The following is an 18,575-nucleotide window of genomic DNA, read 5'->3' as shown; positions in this document are numbered from 1 at the left end:
CGAGAGAAATGTCAGCGCGGGGTGATGAGCCCGTCGAGATGGAAGCGCTGGGCGGCGATGGTCAGCACCACGGTGAGCACGGCGGTGATGATCGCCGTCAGCACCAGGGCCCCGGAACCGGGCAGCCGGCGCGTGCGGTCGGCGACGGCGCGGACTTCGCTGCGCAGGGCGGCGAGGTCGGACTGGCGCGCTGCCTCGCTCATGCGCGTGGTCGCCCCCTCGATCTTCTCCTCGACGCGGGAGAGCAGGGCCTCGGAGCGGGCGTACTTGTCCTCGATCCGCGCGCACTTGTCTTCGATGCGGGCGAGCTGGTCGCTGCCGGGCGAGGATGGGGCGGGCGCGGATTGAGCCAGGGGCTCGGCCTTGACGACCACGAGCGGCGGCGTCGCCTGCTGGTTGGCGATCGCCTGGGTCTCGGGTACCGGCGACGGCGCCGCACCCGAGAGCGCGGTGCTCTCGGAAGTCTTACTATCAGAAGTCTTGGCGCCCGGGATGAAGCTGGTTCCGGTCGACGGGGTCGGCGAAGGCTCGGTCATGTCGGACGCACCAGTGCTGGTCGATCAAAGGGTGTCGTTCACGAGGCATCCCGGGCGGCCCACGGGCCGCCCGGAAGCGCTGCTCTCAGAGCAGCTTTCCCATCGCCACGGCGGTGTCCGCCATGCGGTTCGAGAAGCCCCACTCGTTGTCGTACCAGGAGAGGATACGCACGAACGTGCCGTCCATCACCTTGGTCTGGTCGAGGTGGAAGGTGGACGAATGAGGATCGTGGTTGAAGTCGATGGAGACGTTGGGCTGGTCGGTATAGGCCAGCACGCCCTTCAGCGGACCGTCGGCCGCGGCGCGGATCGCGTTGTTGATCTCCTCGACGGAGGTCTGGCGCTTGGCGGTGAACACGAGGTCGACGGCCGAAACGTTGGGGGTCGGCACGCGGATCGAGGTTCCGTCGAGCTTGCCCTTCAGCTCCGGCAGGACGAGGCCGACGGCCTTGGCCGCGCCCGTGGAGGTCGGGATCATCGACAGGGCAGCGGCACGGGCCCGGTAGAGGTCCTTGTGCATCTGGTCGAGGGAGGGCTGGTCGTTGGTGTAGGAATGGATCGTCGTCATGAAGCCGCGCTCGATCCCGACGAGATCGTTGAGCACCTTGGCCACCGGCACGAGGCAGTTGGTGGTGCAGGACGCGTTCGAGATCACGAGGTGATCGGCGGTCAGCTGATCGTGGTTGACGCCGTAGACCACGGTAAGGTCGGCGCCGTCGGCGGGGGCCGAGACGATGACGCGCTTGGCGCCGGCGTCGAGATGGGCCTTGGCCTTGTCCTTCGAGGTGAAGATGCCGGTGCATTCCAGGGCGATGTCGACGCCGAGTTCGCGGTGCGGAAGCTCGGCCGGGTTGCGCACGGCGGTGACCTTGATGCGCTGACCGTCGACGACGATGAAGTCGCCGTCCACTTCGACCTTGGCGTTGAAGCGGCCGTGGATCGAGTCGAAGCGCAGCAGGTGGGCATTGGTCTCGACGGGGCCGAGATCGTTGATCGCGACGACCTCGATATCCTTGCGGCCGGCCTCGTGGATGGCGCGCAGGATGTTGCGACCGATGCGTCCGAACCCGTTGATGGCAACCTTCACCGACACGGCGTGAATCCTTCTATGTACCGGGCGCCGACCTCGCGGAACCCGTAAGCAGCAAGAGCGAGACAGCGGGCCGGAGGGGCGGAGCCGCCATTCGGCGTCGCTGTGTCATGTGCACCGTTGAACGTCAGATGAACCGATTGGCCCATCCTCGGACCCTCATGCGTCCGCGAAAGGACCGATGCGGGATCGATGGCCGAACGGGTCACAGGCTCGAATTTCCAATCCGGCGGTCGGTTCGAGGGGCGCGCGGTCTCTAACATGGGGGAAACCGCTGGCAAAGGTTTTGCCCGATCGATTCGTTTTCCTTCCCCGCATATGATGGCAAAGCGTCGATTTCGCGCGCGGATCGACAGAGGTTTGGCTACAAATCCGCGTTTCCGAAACAGATGCGCCAGCTCCTTCATGATCCGGCGGAAGGTAGAACGATGAGCCAGACGCCAGACCGGCCGAACGTGGACCATGCCCTTGCTCGGCTCGATACGGTCCTGACCCGCCTCGAGGCCTCGGTGGCCCATCGCCTCGAGGCCGAGCGCGAACCGGGCGACCTGGAAACGGAGCTCGCGATCATGGCGGAGGATCGCGCGCGCCTCGCGGCGGAACTCGACGCCGCCAGCGCGCGCCTCGCCACGGTGGAGGCGACCACGAGCGATGTCGGCCACCGCCTGGGGCGGGCGATCGAAGCGGTGGAGGGCGTGCTGGCCCGCCCCCGCGTCGCACGCTAGTCTGCCACCTCTCACACCAGCCCTGTCGGACATGCCCCAGATCAGCGTCACCATCGACGGCAAGAGCTACCGGATGGCCTGCGCCGAAGGCGAGGAGGCGCATCTCTCGGCTCTGGCCGCAGAACTCGACACCCGCGTCACCGACATGAGGAAATCCTTCGGCGAGATCGGCGACATGCGCCTGCATGTGATGGCTGCCCTCACCCAGGGGGACGAACTCGCGGAGCTCAAGCGTCGCCTGGCGGATCTCGAGGCCGAAACGGTCACGCTCCGGAAGCGCGTCGAGACTGCGGACTCCCTCCGCGCCAACGAGGAGGCCCGTATCGCCGAAGGGCTCGGCCGGGCGGCGGACAGGATCGAGCGGCTGGCACATGCGCTGGCGGCGGGATGAGCGTTCCGCGAACGATTGCCCGCCCCTCCCCCCTGGCGCGAAACGCCCGCCGACGCTACATGAGTCGAGCGGTGCTGCGGGGTTCGTCAGGAGTACTTTTCCCCGGGGCCTTATCGACTCCCCAGGGAGCTGTCCCTGGCCCTGTCCCTGGACTTGGCCAACACGGCGCCCACCTACACTGTAGGTTTCCCGGGATCGCAACTCCAACGGCTCACGTGGCTCCGCACTCTGATTTCTCCGCCCTGAAAGCCGAGCTTCGCAAGCACGCCCTCGCCCGGCGCGACGGACTCGATCCCGAGACCCGCCGGGCCGGCGGCCTGCGGATCGCGCAGAGCGTCATGCGGGTCGAGGCCCTGGCCGATGCGGCGGTCGTCGGTGCCTTCTGGGCGATCCGCAGCGAGGTCGATCCGCTTCCCCTCATCGAGATGCTGTTCGCGCGTGGCCAGCGGGTCGCCCTCCCCAAGGTGACGCCGGATGGCCTCGTGTTCCGCGAATGGCGGGCGGGAGAAGCGCTGGTGCCGGGCTCCTTCGGCCTCAGCGAGCCGCGCGACGACCTTCCGCCCCTCGATCCCACCGCCCTCATCGTGCCGCTGGCGGCCTTCGACCGGCGCGGGCATCGCATCGGCTACGGGCGCGGCTATTACGATCAGGCCATCGAGCGGCTCTCCCGCAACGGCCCGGTCCTGACGATCGGCATCGCCTTCTCCGTCCAGGAGGTGGGGACCGTGCCCTCCGAGCCGCACGACCAGCCCCTCGACCATCTCATCACCGAAGCGGGACCGGTCCCGCTCGTCCGGGACTGACACCGACACATGCGACTTCTCTTCCTCGGCGATGTGGTGGGCCGCCCCGGCCGCAATGCGGTGATGGACCGGCTGCCGAAACTGCGCGAGCGCTGGCGCCTCGATTGCGTGGTCATCAACGGTGAGAACGCGGCCGGCGGCTTCGGCATCACCGAGGCGATCTGCGACGAACTCCTCCAGGCGGGCGCCGATGCGGTGACGCTGGGCAACCATTCCTTCGACCAGCGCGAAGCCCTCGTCTTCATCCAGCGGCAGACGCGCCTCGTCCGCCCGGCGAACTACCCGCCCGGTACTCCGGGTCGCGGCGCCACCGTGGTGGAGACGCGGGGGGGCGGCCGCGTCCTCGTCCTCAACGTCATGGGCCGCATCTACATGGACGCGCTGGACGATCCCTTCGCCTCCGCCGAGCGCGAACTCTCCGCCTGTCCCCTCGGCGAGGTGGCGGACGCCGTCATCGTCGACGTCCATGCCGAGGCGACCAGCGAGAAGCAGGCTTTCGGGCACTTCCTCGACGGCCGCGCCAGCCTCGTCGTCGGCACTCATACCCACACCCCCACCGCCGACCACCGCATCCTCCCCGGCGGCACCGCCTACCTGTCGGATGCTGGCATGTGCGGCGATTACGATTCGATCCTCGGCATGCAGAAGGACGAGCCCCTGAGGCGCTTCCTGCAGAAGACCCCCGGCGCGCGCCTGGAAGCGGCCCAGGGCAAGGGCACGTTGTGCGGGATCGCCGTCGAGACCGACAATGCGACGGGACTCGCCACCATGGTCTCGGCGGTCCGCCTCGGCCCGCATCTCGAAGAAACCTGGCCTCGCTCCTGGGATTAGGCCCCTTGAGCTGGTGATGAGCCTCACTGCGGCTTGATCGCAGCGGGGCATGAAGCCAAGGTGCGGGCACGGTCGACCCGCCCGTTTCGCGAGCCCGCGCAGAGAGAGTCCCCGACATCCCATGGCGACCCGCTCCGCGACTGCCCCCCTGAGCCGCCCGGGCATCTACCTGATCCGGATGTTGGTCTTCCTGACCCTGGTCGGGTTTCTCGCCTTCGTCCTGTTCCGACAGATCACGCCGGCCTTCCGCGCCAATGCCGGGTTGAACGGGCTGATCCTCGGCGTCCTCCTCATCGCCATCCTGCTCGCCTTCGGCCAGGTGATCCGCCTCTTCCGCGAGGTCGCCTATGTCAACGCGGTCGCGGCCGGTGAGGATTCGGCCAAGCCGCCCTCGCTCCTGGCGCCCCTCTCCCCGGCGATCCTGGCGCGGCGCGAGGGCACGACGCAGGCCGGCATCCGCTCCTATCTCGACACCGTGGCGGCGCGCCTCGACGAGGGCCGCGAGATCCTGCGCTACATCGCCGGGCTGCTGATCCTGCTGGGCCTGCTCGGCACTTTCTGGGGCCTCATCGACACGCTGAGCGCGGTGGGCAGCGTGATCCAGAGCATGCGCGGCGGCGGCGAGGCCAGCGCGATGTTCGACGAGTTGAAGAACGGCCTCGCCAAGCCGCTCTCCGGCATCGGCCTCGCCTTCTCCGCCTCGCTGTTCGGCCTGTCGAGCTCGCTCGTCACCGGCTTCCTCGATCTCCAGGCGGGCCAGGCCCATGCCCGTTTCCACAACGAACTGGAAGATTGGCTGGTCTCCGGCGAGGAGCAGGCCGCGGCGGCGCCTCCTGTGGCGGCGCAGGAGCCGGCCTCGGCCCGTGAACTCACCGAGGCGGTGGACAGGCTGTCGGCCATCATCTCGGAGGGCGCCAACGGCCGCGTGGCGACCCAGGCGATGACCAACCTCGCGGAGGGCATCCAGGGGCTCGTCCAGCACATGCGGGCCGAGCAGCAGATGATCCGCGACTGGGTCGAGGCTCAGGCAACGCGGGAACGTGAACTCAAGCAGGTGCTCGACCGGCTCGGCCGCGAGAAGACCTGATGGCCTCGCTGCGCACGCGCCGGGACCGGAGCCTCAACGTCTGGCCGGGCTATGTCGACGCCCTGGCGACGCTGCTGCTCGCCGTCGTCTTCCTGCTGACGATCTTCGTCGTCGGGCAGTTCTTCCTGTCCCAGGAGATCACGGGCCGCGATTCGGTGCTGAACCGGCTCAACCGGCAGATCGCCGACCTCACCGACCTCCTGGCGCTGGAACGCTCCACCCGCCGGGCGCAGGAGGAGAAGGCCTCGAACCTGCGCACCACGCTGCTGGGCACCGAGGCCGAGCGCGACAAGCTGAAGGAACAGGCCGGCGCCGCCGCGAGCGGCGACAACCGCCAGGGCGAGCTCGACAAGCAGCTGGTGGCCGAGCGCGCCACCAATGCCCGCGCCGCGTCGCAGATCGATCTCCTCAACGAGCAGATCGGCGCCATGCGCCGCCAGCTCGCCGCCCTGGAGGACGCGCTGGCCGCCAGCGAGAGCCGCGACCGCGAGAGCCAGGCCCGCATCGCCGATCTCGGTAGCCGGCTGAACGTGGCCCTCGCCCAGAAGGTTCAGGAACTCGCGCGCTACCGCTCGGACTTCTTCGGCCGCCTGCGCCAGATCCTCGGCAACCGCAGCGACATCCGCGTGGTCGGCGACCGGTTCGTCCTGCAATCGGAGGTGCTGTTCCCGGCGGGTTCAGCGAGCCTGAAGCCCGAGGCGGCGCCCGAACTCGACCGGATCGCTACCGCCATCCTCGATCTGTCGAAGCAGATCCCGGCGGACATTCCCTGGGTCCTGCGTGTCGACGGGCATACCGATGCCCGTCCCATCGCCAGTTCGCAATTCCCGTCGAACTGGTCGCTTTCGGCCGCCCGCGCCATCGCCGTGGTGCAGTACATGGCGGGAAGGGGCATCCCGCCCCAGCGCCTGCTCGCCGCCGCCTTCGGTGAATTCCAGCCCATCGAGGCCGGTACCGGTGACGACGTCTACGCCCGCAACCGCCGCATCGAGCTGAAGCTCACCGAACGTTAAGGCAGGCCCCCTACCGCAGAGGTGCCAGCGCCACCGCCCAGACGACGAACGCGCCGGAGAGCAACCCGAAGGCCATGAATTCCACCGCGCCGGTCAGGATCATCCGCTTGAGCATTGTGATCGCCTCTCGTTGACGTGACGATCTTTGTTCTTGTTTTGTTCTGTGTAAAGCGGTTGTTACGGCCGGCTCGTGATGTGGTTAGCGCGCGGTTAACAAGCGGACTCGGCGCGGCGGCTGCCGCCATGCTTCCGGCCTCGACGGTCTCCTCCGCCCCCCGAAATGCTCCCCTCACACCGGGCGGGGGACCCTCACGATCGCCCGCCGGGCTTTGTGCGAAAGGAGACAAATAGTCCTCCCCGCGCAACCCATGCGAATCTGAAGCACTTGAAAGGTCAATCAGGGCGAAGAACCGCGGACAGCACCCCATTCTTGGCCATTTTCGCTATCCTATGTGAATGGTCGAATGCGAATACACCTGGTCGCAATCGGTTCCCATGGCGACATCCTTCCGTTTCTGGCCATCGGCGCTGAATTTCTCCGTCGTGGACAAGATGTGATCCTGGCCGCCCCCGCCCCCTTCGCGGATCATGCGGCGCGGATCGGCCTGCCCTTCCATTCCCTCGGGGACGATTGCGACTATCGCCGCATCACCGCGGATCCCGAGCTCTGGCATCCGCGCCGGGGGGCCGCCGCCCTGTTCGGAAACATCGCCGCCGCCACGGAGCAGACCTATCGCTGGATCGCCACGAACGCGCGCAAGGGCCACTCGATCGTGGTCGCCTCGACGCTGGCCTTCGGCGCACGCGTGGCACAGGAGAAGCTGCGCCTTCCCGTCATCACGATCCACGCGATGCCACTGCTGATGGAGAGCCGCTACGCCTCCCCGATCCTGCCGGGCGTGCCGCTTCCCGCCTGGACCCCGTCCCGGGTTCGGCACTGGGTCGGCCGGGGCGCCGACAAATACGTGATCGGTCCGGCCGCCCTGCCGACCGTCAACGCGTTTCGGCAGGAACTCGGCCTCAAACCCGTGCGTCGGCTGCGCTACTGGTGGAACAGCCCCTCCCGTGTCCTGCTGCTCTTTCCCGACTGGTTCGCGGCATCGCAGCCGGATTGGCCCCGGCAGGCCATGCATGTGGGCTTTCCCATCGCGGATCGCTTCGGCGATACGGACTGCCTCGCGCCCCGCCTCACGCGGTTCCTGAGGGGCGGGGATGCCCCCCTGGTCTTCACTTACGGATCGGCCATGCGCCAGGCATCGGGCTTCTTCCGAACCGCCCTCGCCATCTGCAAGCGTCTGGGTCGGCGGGGCGTGCTCCTCGCTCCTGAGCATGGTCAGGTTCCCGAGTCCCTGCCGGAGCCCCTGATCCATGTCCCCTACGCGCCGCTCAGCGTCCTGCTGCCCCGGTCGGCGGCGTTGATCCATCATGGCGGGATCGGCACCGTGGCGCAGGCCTTGGCCGCCGGCACGCCGCAGATGATCGTGCCGGTGGCGTTCGACCATTTCGACGAGGCGGCGCGGGTGAAGCGCCTCGGCGCCGGGACGAGCCTGAGCCGTCGCCGTTTCACGCCCGCGCGCGGCGCGCGGCGACTTCGCCGTCTTCTGGCCTCGGCCGAGGTGGCTCGAGCCTGCGGAGATCTGAGGATGCGTCTCGACGGGCTGGACGGGGTCTCCGCCGCCTGCGACGCGATCGAGCAAATGGCGCCCCGCCGGCGGTGACGGAGGCAGGGCGGTCCGGCCTTAGGCCAGCTGCTCGATCAACCCGTCCCGGATGGTGACGCGCCGGTCCATGCGGGCGGCGAGCTCCATGTTGTGGGTGGCCACGAGCGCGGCGAGGCCCGAGGCGCGGACCAGCGAGACGAGGATGCCGAAGACATGCGCCGCCGTGTGCGGATCGAGGTTGCCGGTGGGCTCGTCGGCCAGCAGCAGGCGCGGGCCGTTGGCGACGGCCCGCGCGATGGCGACGCGCTGCTGCTCGCCGCCCGACAATTCGGCCGGGCGGTGGACCAGACGCTCCTTCAGGCCGAGGAAGCTCAGGAGCTCGGTGGCGCGCGCCTTGGCCTCCTTGGCCCCGAGGCCTCGGATGAGCTGGGGCATCACCACGTTCTCCAAGGCCGAGAATTCCGGCAGGAGGTGGTGGAACTGGTAGACGAAGCCCATCTCTTCGCGGCGAAAGCGGGTGCGCTCGGCGTCCGGCATGGCCGCCGTGGGCTGGCCGCCGATATAGACCTCGCCCCCGTCCGGTCTTTCCAGCAGTCCGGCGAGGTGGAGCAGCGTGGATTTACCCGCCCCCGAGGGTGCCACCAGGGCCACGAGTTCGCCGGGCCAGATCGCGAGATCGGCGCCGCGCAGGATGTCGAGGGCTCCCGTTCCCTGCGCGTAGCGGCGTTCGACTTTGGCGAAGAACAGGGCCGGGACCGGCGGCGCACCGGCCTCGTCGGCAGAGGTGGTCATGATGGTTGAATCTCCCCTCAGCCGTAACGCAGGGCCTGCACCGGATCGAGCCGGGCGGCGCGCCAGGAGGGATAGAGCGTCGCCACGAGCGACAGGGCGATGGAGGTGAGAACCACCACCGTGATCTCACCGGAATTCATTTCGGCGGGGATCTCGGCGAGGAACCGCACGGTCGGGTCCCAGGCGGAGGGGAACAGCACCCGCTGGATCGGCTTGATGTTGAGGGTGATGAGCGTGCCCAGTGCCAGCCCGCCCAGCGTCCCGACCACGCCGATGAGCGCCCCGTTGATGAGGAAGACCCGCATCACCGTCCCGGGGGTCGCCCCCATCGTCCGCAGGATCGCGATGTCGCTCGACTTGTCGCGCACCAGCAGGATCAGGCCGGAGACGATGTTGAGGGTCGCCACCACGACGATCAGGCTGAGGATGAGGAACATCACGTTCCGCTCCACCTCCAGCGCCCCGAAGAAGGTTCGGTTACGCTGGCGCCAGTCGGTGAGAAGGACGGGCCGCTCTGCCGCCATCTCGAGATCCGGCCGCAGCTGCGCCACCGCATCGGCATTGTCGAGATAGACCTCGATCAGGCTGACGTCGCTGTCACGGTTGAAGAAGGCCTGGGATTCGGCCAGCGGCATGAACACGAAAGTAGCGTCGAACTCGGTCATGCCGATCTCGAAGATCGCCTTGACCGTATAGGCCTTGGTGCGCGGCGCGGTGCCGAACGGTGTCGTCGCGCCCTTAGGCGTGGACAGGGTGATCTGGTCGCCGGCCTGAAGGCCCAGCGATTCGGCGAGCCTCCGGCCGATGGCGACCCCGGTGCCGTCGTCGAACCCGTCGAGCGTGCCGCCCCGGATGGTCTTGGCGATGGACCCGATGGAATCGATGTCCTCGCCCCTGATGCCGCGCACCAGGACGCCGCTGCCGCCATAGGGCGATGAAGCGAAGGCCTGACCTTCCACAAGGGGAATCGCCGAGCGGACGCCGGCGACCTTGGAGAGGCGGTCGGAGAGATCGACGTAATCGGTGAACAGCTTGTCGATGGGCGTGACGAAGACGTGGCCGTTGATACCGACGATCTTCGAGAGCAGTTCGGTACGGAACCCGTTCATCACCGAGAGCACGATGATGAGGGTGGCGACCCCCAGGGTGATGCCGAGGACGGAGAAGAAGGCGACGACGGAGACGCCGCCGCCGCGCCGCCGGGCGCGGAGATAGCGCCCGGCGATGATCCACTCGAAGGCCGCGAAGGGCGGCGTGCTGCCGCGCTTGAACAGGCCGGAGAGACCCGCCAGCCGTTCCTTCACCGTCTCTGCCAGAGCCATACCGGCCTCAGCTCCGCTTCAGGCGCGAGATCAGATCGATGGGAGCCACGCTCTCGCGCTCGCCGCCGGAGCGCCGCTTGATCTCGACCTTGCCCTCGGCGAGGCCGCGCGGCCCCACCACGACCTGCCAGGGCAGGCCGATGAGGTCGGCGGTGGCGAATTTGGCGCCGGGACGCTCGTCACGGTCGTCGTAGAGCACCGTCAGGCCGCTGGCCTCGAGGTTGGCCTGGATCTCGGCACAGGCCGCGTCGGTGGCCGCGTCTCCGGTCTTGAGGTTGATGAGGGCGACGTCGAAGGGCGCCACGGAATCCGGCCAGATGATGCCGGCCTCGTCGTGCGAGGCCTCGATGATCGCCGCAACCAGCCGGCTCGGGCCGATACCGTAGGAACCCATATGCACGGGGCGGTCGACGCCGTCCGGCCCGGTGACCTTGGCGCCCATGGCCTCGGAATACTTGGTGCCGAAATAGAAGATGTGCCCAACCTCGATGCCGCGCGCGGCCATCTGCTTGTCCTCGCCGACTTCGGCGAAGGCGGCGGGCTCGTGCATCTCTGAGGTGGCGGCGTAGAGCGAGGTCCAACGGTCCACGGTGCCCTGGAGGCCGGCGACGTCGTCGAAATCGGTGGTCACCGGCGGGACATCGAAATCGAGATACTGCTTGTCGCAGAACACCTCACTCTCGCCGGTTTGGGCCAGGATGATGAATTCGTGGCTGAGATCGCCGCCGATCGGGCCGGTATCGGCGCGCATGGGGATCGCCTTGAGGCCGAGGCCGGCGAAGGTGCGCAGGTAGGCGACGAACATCTTGTTGTAGGCGTGCCGGGCCGCCGCCTGATCGATATCGAACGAGTAGGCGTCCTTCATTAGGAACTCGCGCGAGCGCATGGTGCCGAAGCGCGGCCGCACCTCGTCACGGAACTTCCAGGAGATCTGGTAGAGGTTCTTCGGCAGGTCCTTGTAGGAGCGCACGCTGCCGCGGAAGATCTCGGTGATCACTTCCTCGGCGGTGGGGCCGAACAGCATCTCGCGGTCGTGCCGGTCGGAAATGCGCAGCATCTCCTTGCCGTAGGCCTCGTAGCGGCCGGATTCCTTCCACAACTCCGCCGACTGGATCGACGGCATCAGCAACTCGATGGCGCCGGACCGATCCTGCTCCTCGCGGACCACCGCGCAGACCCTGTTGAGCACGCGTAGGCCCAGGGGCAGCCAGGCATAGATGCCCGCCGCTTCCTGACGGATCAGGCCGGCTCGCAGCATCAGGCGGTGGGAAACGATCTCCGCCTCCTTGGGCGTCTCGCGCAGGGTCGGCAGGAAATAGCGGGAGAGACGCATCGGGAACCCTGGATCGTTTTGGAGCGCGATCGTACCGCGCATCGTTGCGGGGCACACAACACATTGCATCGAGAAAAGACAAGCGCCGTGCGGCTTAGCGAAAGCCCCGCATGGTCACGGAACCGGGTCGCAGGCGAAAATGGAGCCCAAACCCTCCAAGTCTTGCAAAAAAACGCCAGGAATCATCTCCGGAGGCGTGACAATGCGCAATCCAGTTCCTATAAGCGCCACCGTGATGGTCGCGACGCCCGGAGAGGCAGCGCGAGGTCCGAGTCTCGGGAGGAAATTTCAGCCGCCACGCCGTCAGAAATGCGTGAGATAAAATAGGCTGACACGTCATCTGTCGTCTCAAAAGCAAGGCTCGCGCCTTGCTTTTTTTATGGCCGAAGCGGACTCGCGGATATGGGGGCAGGCCGAACCGGTCCGCCACCCGATCGCGGCGCTACAGCCCCGACAGCTCGAAGATCGGGATCACCACGAGAAACACGAGGCTGGCGAGCAACGTCGTCCAGATCGCCTTCTCGAGCAGACGCGGCGCCGCGGGCGCCCCCGGATCCTGCCCCGGCACGATCCGCGACGGATCGGTCTCGACCTGATTGCGGAGCGGCAGGATGACGAAGAGCAGCGTCCACCACACCACGAAATACAGGGCGAAGGCCCCGAACACCGTCAGCTTGAACAACACCACGGCCAGAGCCGCCACGGCCGAGACGATGACGACCATGGTGGCCAGCGTGCGCCAGACCGTCGCCGAGACGGTCCGGACGAGGGCGTTCACGCCGCTCACACCTGCTCCAGCTCGACGAGGGTACCGAGGAAGTCCTTCGGGTGGAGAAAGAGAACCGGCTTGCCATGGGCGCCGATCTTCGGCTCGCCGGTGCCGAGGACGCGGGCGCCCTGGGCCTTCAGCTTGTCGCGAGCGGCGATGATGTCGTCGACCTCGTAGCAGACATGGTGCACGCCGCCATTCGGGTTGCGCTCCACGAAGCTCTCGATGGGCGAGCCCTCGCCCAGCGGCGACATCAGCTCGACCTTGCTGTTGGGCAGGTTCACGAACACCACCGTGACGCCGTGCTCCGGCTGCGGCAGGGGCTCGGTGACCGTGGCGCCGAGGGTGTCACGATAGATGGCGCAGGCCGCATCGAGGTCACGCACGGCGATGGCCACGTGGTTCAGGCGTCCGATCATGGTCTGCTCCCTCTTTTGGTTCTTGTGATCCTACCCATCCCCCTCATCCTGAGGTGCCGCGCCAGCGACCTCGAAGGAGCCCTTCAGTGATCGCAACGCGCATTGGAGGGCTCCTTCGAGGCCTTCGCTACGCTCCGGACACCTCAGGATGAGGGTGTGGGGCGGAAGGACGGGTTCATCCGCCGTTCCGCCCCTGCTTGTCTCACACCTCCACCACCTGCACGTGGCAGGCGGGCTTCTTGCCCCAGGCCTCGTTCACGGCCGAGCGGATCGCGCGGTCGACCGCCTTCTCGACGGCCTCGGCATCCTTGCGCTTCTGCTTAGAGAGGCCACCGAGCGTGCGCGTCACCGCCTCGACGGCGACGTCGAGCATCGGCTGGCCGTTCTTGCCGCGATTGGGCAGGCCCATGATGTCGATGGCCGGCTCGCCCAGAACCTCGCCCTGGACATCGATGGCGATGGCGACGGACACGACGCCGGATTGCGACAGCTTGCGCCGCTCGGGGATGGCGCGGTCCTTGGCGTCGATCAGGATGTTGCCATCCTTGAACAGGCGGCCGGCCTTCACGTGCTCGACGATCTCCGGCGTGCCGGGGGCGAGGCGCACGACGCTGCCGTTGCGGGCCTTGACCACGTTGCCGACGCCCTGGGCCAGGGCGAAGCGGGCGTGCTCGTCGAGATGCAGCGCCTCGCCGTGAACGGGGATCGCGGTCCTCGGCCGGGTCCAGGCATACATCTCGGCCATCTCGTCGCGGCGCGGGTGGCCCGAGACGTGGACGAGCTTCGTCCGGTCGGTCACCACCTCGATGCCGGCATTGATCAGGTCGTTGATGATCGCGCCGACCGCCCGCTCGTTGCCGGGAATGGCGCGGGACGAGAAGATCACGCGGTCGCCCGCAGCCAGCGTCACGTCGGGATGATCGTCACGGGAGACACGGGCCAGCGCCGCGCGCTCCTCGCCCTGCGAGCCGGTGAGCAGGCAAACCACCTTGTCGCGGGGAAGGTAGCCGTAGCTGTCGGCGGAACGGAAATCGGGCAGGCCGTCGAGGAAGCCGCATTCGCGGGCGACGCCGATGACCCGGTCCATGGCCCGGCCGACGGCGATGACCTCGCGGCCGCAATCGCGTGCCGCTTCGGCCACCGCCCGCATGCGAGCGACGTTGGAGGCAAAGGTGGTGACGGCGACCCGGTGAGGTGCTTCGGCGATCAATTCGCGCAAGGTGGCGGCGACCTCGGCCTCGCTCGGGCTGCGGCCCTCGCGCACGACATTGGTCGAATCGCTGATCATGGCGAGGATGCCCTCGTCGCCCAGCTTGCGGAACGAGGCTTCCGAGGTGACGTCGCCGAGGATCGGCGTGGCGTCGAGCTTCCAATCGCCCGTATGCAGGACGAGGCCATGCGCCGTGCGGATGGCGACCGCGTTCGATTCCGGGATCGAGTGCGAGACCGGAACGTACTCGATCTCGAACGGGCCGACGGTCACCGGCTTGTGGGCCGCGATCTCGCGCAGGATCACCTTCGGCGCGCCCGGCTCGCTGAGACGGCGCGCCTCGAGCAGGTTCTTGGCAAAGCGCGTGGCGTAGACCGGCGCCTTGAGCTTGGGCCACAGCTCACCGATGGCGCCGATATGGTCCTCGTGCGCATGGGTGATGAAGATGGCGAGGAGGTCGTCCTTGCGCTCCTCGATGAAGCTGAGATCGGGGAACATCAGGTCGATGCCCGGGAAGCCCTCTTCCCCGGCAAAGCCCATCCCGCAATCGACCATGATCCATTTCCGGCGCTTCTCCGGCCCGAAGCCGTAGAGCGCCGCATTCATGCCGATCTCGCCCACGCCGCCGAGCGGCACGAAGACGAGTTCGTCTTGCCCTGTCGTCATCACTGTCAAACCTCAAGCCGCCGTCGCGGCCGAACCCAAATGCACCTCGCCCGCCGTCACGGTCCGTCGCGTCCCATCATCCGATCGGACGACGAGCCGCCCCGCCTCGTCGATCGTCTCGAAAATTCCTTGCACGATCTCGCCGCCGATCCGCACCGAGACCGGTGCGCCGATCCCGGCGGCGTCGTCGAGCCAAAGCCGGCGGATCGTTGAGAATCCGCCGCCCCGGCTCCAGAGTCGCGCTGCAGCGACGATCTCGTCCGACAGGTAATCGAACAGATCCTCGGCGCGCGTTTCGTACGAACTCTGACTGAGGCTTGTCGCGGGATAAGGCAAGTCCTGCGGTGACGCGGCGACGTTGACGCCAAAGCCGATCACCGCCGATCTGCGCCCGCCGGCATGAGTCTCCGCTTCCAGAAGCAGACCCGCGAGCTTCGCGCCGGAGACCAGAACGTCGTTGGGCCATTTCAGCCGGAAGGGGCTCGCACCACCAACTTCCCCACCGCCGACCTCATCCTGAGATGCCGCGCCAGCGGCCTCGAAGGAGGGCTCCAGTGGATCGCGCGAGAACTGGCGTCCTCGTTCGAGACCTCCTCTGCGCTCCGGCGCCTCAGGATGAGGTAATGTGATCGTTCGCTTCAGAGCGGCGATCAGCGCGACGCCTGCCACGAACCCCAAGCTCGGCACCTGGACCGGATCGACGTCCGAGACCGGCCAGAGCAGGCTGGCAGTGAGGTTGCCGGGCAGGGAGGCCCAGGTGCTTCCCCTGCGGCCGCGCCCCGCCTCCTGCCGGAGCGCGACGACCCAGAGCGGCCCCCTCTCGCCCTGGCGCGCGAGTTCCATCGCCTGGGTGTTGGTGGAGCCTAGGCTCTCGTGAACGTGAAGACGATGCCCGGCGGCCTTGGCCGCCGGGCCGAGGCGATATCCCGACACAATCCTAGAACAGCGACTTGGCCGCGGCCCCCGCCGCGCTGACCAGAGGAGACGGCACGAGGAAGAACAGCACCACCACCGCGCTCGACAGGCCGAGCACAATGCGCAGGCCCGGCGCCATGGTCTCGTACGGGGCCTGGGGCTCGTCGAAATACATCACCTTGACGAGGCGCAGGTAATAGAACGCGCCGACCACGGAGGTGACGACACCGATCACCGCGAGACCGACGAGATCGGCCTTTATGGCGGCGGCGAAGACGTAGAACTTGCCGAAGAACCCGGCCAGCGGCGGAATGCCGGCAAGCGAGAACATCATCGCGGCGAGGCAGAAGGCCAGGACCGGATGCGTGCGCGAGAGACCGGAAAGGTCGTCCACGGTCTCGTACATCTGGCCGCCGCGCCGCAGGGACAGGAGCACGGCGAAGGCGCCGAGCGTCATGGCGAGATAGATGATCATGTAGATCACCACGCCGCGGATCCCCTCCTCCGAGGCGGCGGCGAGGCCGATCAGCGCGTAGCCGATATTGCCGATCGAGGAATAGGCCATCAGGCGCTTGATCGAGCGCTGGCCGATGGCCGCGAAGGAGCCGAGCGTCATCGAAGCGATGGCGACGAAGACGATGATCTGCTGCCAGATCGACGTCACATCCGGGAAGGCGCCGATGAAGACCCGCACGGTCATGGCGACGGCAGCCATTTTCGGCGCCGAGGCGAAGAACGCCGTCACCGGTGTCGGCGACCCTTCGTAGACGTCCGGCGTCCACATGTGGAACGGCACGGCGGACATCTTGAAGGCGACGCCGGCGGCCACGAACACGATGCCGAGCACGATGCCGATGCCGGCATTGTCGTTGAGCGCGGAGACGATGCCGGGGAAGGAGACGGTTCCGGTGAAGCCGTAGACCAGCGACGAGCCGTAAAGCAGCATCCCCGACGACAAGGCGCCGAGGACGAAGTATTTCAGCCCGGCTTCCGTGGATTTCAGGTTGTCGCGGTGGAAGGCGGCGATGACATAGGCCGCCAGCGACTGCAGTTCGAGGCCGAGATAGAGGGCGATCAGGTCGTTGGCCGAGGCCATCACCATCATGCCGATGGTGCAGAGCACGATCAGGATCGGGAACTCGAACCGGTCGATGCGCTCGCGCTGGAAATAGTCGCGCGACAGCAGGATCGTGGCCGCCGAGCCGAGCAGGATCAGCGCCTTCATCACCTTCGAGAAATTGTCGACGATGAACGACCCGTTGAGGGTCGTGACCTTCGCGCCCGACTGCGACACGACCACGAAGAAGGCGAGGATCAGCAGGATGAGCGCGCCGACATTGACGGTCTCGACAGAGCGCTCGCCCCGGAAGGCGCCGTAGAGGATCAGCCCCAGCACGCCGATCGCGAGGATCAGCTCCGGCATCACCGGCGAAAGCGAGGGCAGGACGGCCTGGATAGCGGTCATCTGACGTAGACCTTCAGCGCGCCACGGGCGGGATCACCGCCGCGGTCTGCGTGTTCGAGAGCGCGGTCTTCATGCTCTGCATCAGCGCCTCCGTGGAGGGGGCGAAGGTGTCGAGGATGGGCGCGGGATGCACGCCGTAATAGATCGTCAGGGCGACGAGCGGCGCGATGATGATCTTCTCCCGCAGGTCGAGATCGAGGATACCCTGGAGGTTGGGCTTCTCGAGCTTGCCGTAGATCACCCGGGCATAGAGCCACAGGGCGTATCCGGCCGAGAGGATGATGCCGAAGACGGAGAAGAAGGCGACGGTGGGGTTGGCCTTGAAGGCCCCCATCATGGCCAGGAACTCGCCGACGAAGCCCGACGTGCCGGGTAGGCCGACATTGGCCATGGTGAACACCATCATCGCCGCAGCATAGAGCGGCATGCGCTTCACGAGGCCGCCATAGGCCGCGATCTCGCGGGTGTGCATCCGGTCGTAGACCACGCCGACGCAGACGAAGAGCGCGCCCGAGACGATGCCGTGCGAGATCATCAGGAACAGGGCGCCCTGGATGCCCTGCTCGTTGAGGGTGAACAGGCCCAGGGTCACGAAGCCCATATGCGCCACCGACGAATAGGCGATGAGCTTCTTGATGTCGGTCTGCATGAGCGCGATCAGCGACGTGAAGATGATCGCGATGACCGAGAGGGCGAAGACCATCGGTGCGAAATAGGCGCTGGCATCCGGGAACATCGGCAGCGAAATTCGGATGAAGCCGTAGCCGCCCATCTTGAGCAGGATGCCGGCGAGGATCACCGAGCCGGCGGTGGGCGCCTCCACGTGGGCGTCGGGCAGCCAGGTATGGACCGGCCACATCGGCATCTTCACCGCGAAGGAGGCGAAGAAGGCGAGCCACAGCCAGTACTGCATGCCCACGGGGAAGCGGGTGTGCAGCAGGGTCGGAATGTCGGTGGTGCCGGCGTGCCAGTACATCGCCATGATGGCGAGGAGCATCAGCACCGAGCCGAGCAGGGTGTAGAGGAAGAACTTGAAGCTCGCGTAGATCCGGCGCTTGCCGCCCCAGATGCCGATGATGAGGAACATCGGGATCAGTCCGGCTTCGAAGAACAGATAGAACAGCACGAGGTCGAGGGCCTGGAACACGCCTATCATCGTCGTCTCGAGGACGAGGAAGGCGACGAAATACTCCTTCACCCGCGTGTTCACCGAGAGCCACGACGCGCCGATGCAGAACGGCATCAGGAACGTGGTCAGCAGGATCAGCGGCATCGAGAACCCGTCGACGCCGAGCTTGAACTTGATCGTCTCGGCGAGCCAGCCGTGGGTCTCCACGAGCTGGAAGCTCGATGTCGACGGATCGAACCGGCCCCAGGCCACGAGGCTGAGGAGGAAGGTGACGATGGTGGTCGCGAGCGCGGCCCAGCGGGCGTTGCGCTTCACGCTCTCGGATTCATCGCCGAGGGACAGGATGAAGGCCGCGCCGCAGAGCGGTACGATCAGCAGGCCTGAGAGAATGCCGAGGCCGAACATCTAGCGGGCACTC

18 protein-coding genes and 1 other RNA gene are annotated in these 18,575 nt (G+C 67.1%); 8 read left to right on the top strand and 11 right to left on the bottom strand.

What is annotated here, in order from left to right; translation table 11 throughout:
• Positions 1–11: 11 nt before the first annotated feature.
• Both A3OM_RS0101900 and gap read right to left on the bottom strand, forming a co-directional pair.
• Positions 12–536, bottom strand: coding sequence for a hypothetical protein (locus A3OM_RS0101900; protein ID WP_018042047.1), 525 nt, complete (start codon positions 534–536; stop codon positions 12–14).
• Between the two features lie 85 nt (positions 537–621).
• Positions 622–1,629 carry a type I glyceraldehyde-3-phosphate dehydrogenase gene (gene gap / locus A3OM_RS0101895; RefSeq protein ID WP_018042046.1) on the bottom strand — a complete coding sequence of 336 codons (1,008 nt, stop codon included), beginning with the start codon at positions 1,627–1,629 and terminating at the stop codon, positions 622–624.
• A gap of 425 nt (positions 1,630–2,054) precedes the next feature.
• Here gap and A3OM_RS0101890 point away from each other — a divergent pair, with 425 nt between their 5' ends.
• From A3OM_RS0101890 to A3OM_RS0101855, 8 genes are all read left to right on the top strand, one after another.
• Positions 2,055–2,351 carry a DUF4164 domain-containing protein gene (locus A3OM_RS0101890; RefSeq protein WP_018042045.1) on the top strand — a complete coding sequence of 99 codons (297 nt, stop codon included), beginning with the start codon at positions 2,055–2,057 and terminating at the stop codon, positions 2,349–2,351.
• A gap of 31 nt (positions 2,352–2,382) precedes the next feature.
• A complete protein-coding gene (locus tag A3OM_RS0101885) occupies positions 2,383–2,742 on the top strand; it encodes a cell division protein ZapA (RefSeq protein ID WP_018042044.1) in 360 nt (119 codons plus the stop codon).
• A 68-nt stretch (positions 2,743–2,810) separates the two neighbouring features.
• A non-coding RNA gene (gene ssrS, locus A3OM_RS24960) (6S RNA) lies at positions 2,811–2,968 on the top strand.
• Positions 2,958–3,545, top strand: coding sequence for a 5-formyltetrahydrofolate cyclo-ligase (locus A3OM_RS0101880; protein ID WP_018042043.1), 588 nt, complete (start codon positions 2,958–2,960; stop codon positions 3,543–3,545). The genes ssrS and A3OM_RS0101880 overlap by 11 nt, the downstream gene beginning before the upstream one ends.
• A 9-nt stretch (positions 3,546–3,554) precedes the next feature.
• Complete coding sequence (locus A3OM_RS0101875; RefSeq protein WP_018042042.1) at positions 3,555–4,376, top strand: TIGR00282 family metallophosphoesterase; 822 nt, start codon at positions 3,555–3,557, stop codon at positions 4,374–4,376.
• 121 nt (positions 4,377–4,497) lie between these two features.
• Entirely contained in the window at positions 4,498–5,463 is a 966-nt protein-coding gene (locus tag A3OM_RS0101870) for a MotA/TolQ/ExbB proton channel family protein (protein WP_018042041.1), read from the top strand.
• Positions 5,463–6,476: a peptidoglycan -binding protein gene (locus tag A3OM_RS0101865; RefSeq protein ID WP_018042040.1), complete on the top strand. Its 1,014-nt coding sequence runs from the start codon at positions 5,463–5,465 to the stop codon at positions 6,474–6,476. The genes A3OM_RS0101870 and A3OM_RS0101865 overlap by 1 nt, the downstream gene beginning before the upstream one ends.
• 464 nt (positions 6,477–6,940) lie before the next feature.
• Positions 6,941–8,194, top strand: a complete 1,254-nt coding sequence (locus A3OM_RS0101855; RefSeq protein ID WP_026175624.1) for a glycosyltransferase — start codon at positions 6,941–6,943, stop codon at positions 8,192–8,194.
• Between the two features lie 21 nt (positions 8,195–8,215).
• On the opposite strand, the gene A3OM_RS0101850 is transcribed toward A3OM_RS0101855, so the two are convergent.
• The 9 genes from A3OM_RS0101850 to A3OM_RS0101810 all read right to left on the bottom strand — a co-directional run bounded on the left by A3OM_RS0101850 (position 8,216) and on the right by A3OM_RS0101810 (position 18,562).
• Entirely contained in the window at positions 8,216–8,929 is a 714-nt protein-coding gene (locus A3OM_RS0101850) for an ATP-binding cassette domain-containing protein (protein ID WP_018042036.1), read from the bottom strand.
• A 17-nt stretch (positions 8,930–8,946) separates the two neighbouring features.
• On the bottom strand, positions 8,947–10,251 hold the full coding sequence (locus A3OM_RS0101845; RefSeq protein ID WP_018042035.1) for a lipoprotein-releasing ABC transporter permease subunit: 1,305 nt from the start codon (positions 10,249–10,251) through the stop codon (positions 8,947–8,949).
• 7 nt (positions 10,252–10,258) lie between these two features.
• The gene (proS, locus tag A3OM_RS0101840) at positions 10,259–11,584 is read right to left on the bottom strand and encodes a proline--tRNA ligase (protein WP_018042034.1); all 1,326 of its coding nucleotides are present in this window, start codon (positions 11,582–11,584) and stop codon (positions 10,259–10,261) included.
• Between the two features lie 442 nt (positions 11,585–12,026).
• Positions 12,027–12,371 (bottom strand): DUF1467 family protein, encoded by a 345-nt coding sequence (locus tag A3OM_RS0101835; protein WP_018042033.1) that lies wholly within the window; start codon positions 12,369–12,371, stop codon positions 12,027–12,029.
• Positions 12,368–12,772 carry a methylmalonyl-CoA epimerase gene (mce, locus tag A3OM_RS0101830; RefSeq protein ID WP_018042032.1) on the bottom strand — a complete coding sequence of 135 codons (405 nt, stop codon included), beginning with the start codon at positions 12,770–12,772 and terminating at the stop codon, positions 12,368–12,370. The genes A3OM_RS0101835 and mce overlap by 4 nt, the downstream gene beginning before the upstream one ends.
• Positions 12,773–12,974: 202 nt before the next feature.
• Positions 12,975–14,648 carry a ribonuclease J gene (locus A3OM_RS0101825; protein ID WP_018042031.1) on the bottom strand — a complete coding sequence of 558 codons (1,674 nt, stop codon included), beginning with the start codon at positions 14,646–14,648 and terminating at the stop codon, positions 12,975–12,977.
• 12 nt (positions 14,649–14,660) lie between these two features.
• Positions 14,661–15,581 (bottom strand): biotin--[acetyl-CoA-carboxylase] ligase, encoded by a 921-nt coding sequence (locus A3OM_RS0101820; protein WP_043764289.1) that lies wholly within the window; start codon positions 15,579–15,581, stop codon positions 14,661–14,663.
• 4 nt (positions 15,582–15,585) lie between these two features.
• A complete protein-coding gene (nuoN, locus tag A3OM_RS0101815; protein WP_018042029.1) occupies positions 15,586–17,028 on the bottom strand; it encodes an NADH-quinone oxidoreductase subunit NuoN in 1,443 nt (480 codons plus the stop codon).
• Positions 17,029–17,041: 13 nt separating this feature from the next.
• A complete protein-coding gene (locus A3OM_RS0101810) occupies positions 17,042–18,562 on the bottom strand; it encodes an NADH-quinone oxidoreductase subunit M (RefSeq protein ID WP_018042028.1) in 1,521 nt (506 codons plus the stop codon).
• Positions 18,563–18,575 lie beyond the last annotated feature (13 nt).

This window comes from Methylobacterium sp. 88A, from assembly GCF_000376345.1.
Taxonomy (GTDB): domain Bacteria; phylum Pseudomonadota; class Alphaproteobacteria; order Rhizobiales; family Beijerinckiaceae; genus Methylobacterium; species Methylobacterium bullatum.
The sequence above is the reverse complement of the archived record's forward strand: the minus strand, read 5'-3'. Positions and strand labels throughout refer to the sequence as shown.